A 1142-nucleotide genomic window follows, 5' to 3' on the forward strand; every position below is an offset into this window, starting at 1 on the left:
GCTGCGTTGGTCTGGCCCTCGTGCTTTGAATCGCCAGTTAACTGGCGATTCAAAGCGGCGAAGGTCGCGGGAGGTATACGTCCGCAGCTGCTGTGCGGTCAGGTCTCGTTGTAGTCGGTTCTCCATGTGGCAATGATCTGGCGGGCCTGTTCCAACGACTCGAACCAGTTCTCGTCCAGGCATTCGTCTCTGAAGGTGCCGTTGAAGCTCTCGATGTATGCGTTCTGGGTCGGGCTGCCTGGTTCGATCAGGATGTGTTTGATGCTGTGCTTCTGTGTCCATGTCATAAATGCCCGGCAGGTGAATTCCGGTCCGTTGTCGGTTCTGACTTCCTTGGGATAGCCCCGAAACGTGGCGGCCCGGTCCAGCAGCCGGGTAACGTACTCACCGCCGATTCCAAAGTCTGCGGTGATGTCCACGCATTCGCGCGTAAAGTCATCTGCCACCGTGAGGCATTTGATGCGTCGTGACACCGCGCCAGGGCGGGCTATTGCGTCGCTCACAAAGTCCATGCTCCAGGTCTGGTTCACCGCCAGTGCAGCCACCAGCGGCACGCGCACACCAATGCGCTTGGTCTTCTTGCGTTTCCTGATCGACAGACCTTCTGCTGTGTAGATGCGGTAGACGCGCTTGTGATTGATGTCGGGGTACTGCGGGCGCAGAACGTCGTGGATCATGCGATAGCCCCAGCCCCAGCGCCTGCGGGTATGGGCGGTCTGGACGATCTGCTCGCGCAGTTCCATGTTGAGCGCACTGGTCTGGCCCACATGGCGGTAGGTGTCACGGCTTAGCCCCACAAGGGCGCATGCGTGGCGCTCGGACATTCGGTGTTCGGCCATCAAGCATCCTATCGCCGCGCGTTTGACTTGTGGGGCTAGCGCTTTGTGCCAAAGACGCTCTTGAGGGCGTGGATGTCCAGGTGCGCCTCAGCCAGCAGTCGCTTGAGCTTGCCGTTCTCCAATTCCAGTTCGCGCAGCTGTTTGGCCTCACTGGCGTCAATGCCCCCGTACTTGGAGCGCCACTTGTAAAACGACGCATCACTAAAACCGTGTTTGCGCCCGATCTCCTTGATCGGCATGCCCGCCTCGGCCTGCCGCAGAAAACCAATGATCTGTTCTTCGCTGAATTTGCTTGTTCTCATG

Annotated in this window: 1 pseudogene; it reads right to left on the minus strand. The window is 59.0% G+C overall.

Annotation, left to right across the window (positions count from 1 at the left end):
- Positions 1 to 1141, minus strand: a pseudogene (locus tag IEX16_RS19795) (IS3 family transposase); the annotation flags it as partial.
- Position 1142: the final 1 nt, after the last annotated feature.

This window comes from Polaromonas eurypsychrophila (assembly GCF_014641715.1).
GTDB classification, from domain to species: Bacteria; Pseudomonadota; Gammaproteobacteria; order Burkholderiales; family Burkholderiaceae_C; genus Polaromonas; species Polaromonas eurypsychrophila.